We start from the raw sequence: 334 nt of genomic DNA on the forward strand, positions 1-334 counted from the left end.
CGATTACGACGTCGCGAAGCACTACCGCGATGAAGTCGTGCCAATCCGGAAAACCATTTCGGACGAGCTCCTGCTTCGCTACAACGGCATGCTCGCGAGCGTCTTCGAGCTGCTGTCGGATTCGCGCGACCAGGTCGGCGCTGTGAACAGCTATATCGACGCGTTGAAGGACTATTGGCTCGCGGAGACCGACCTGCAGCAGGCAGTCGGTGGCCGCCTGCCGCCGCTCGCGATGACTTCAGCGCCATCCGCGCCCACGACGCAATCCACGATGCAACCCGCGTCGCCTACAGATTCCGAAGGTAAATGAAATGGTGTCACGTCGAAATTTTCT

Annotated in this window: 1 pseudogene; it reads left to right on the forward strand. The window is 59.6% G+C overall.

The features are described 5' to 3' along the window. A pseudogene (locus HWX91_RS40470) lies at window positions 1-310 on the forward strand (TolC family protein); the annotation flags it as partial. Window positions 311-334 lie beyond the last annotated feature (24 nt).

Source organism: Paraburkholderia fungorum (genome assembly GCF_902833645.1).
GTDB classification, from domain to species: Bacteria; Pseudomonadota; Gammaproteobacteria; order Burkholderiales; family Burkholderiaceae; genus Paraburkholderia; species Paraburkholderia fungorum.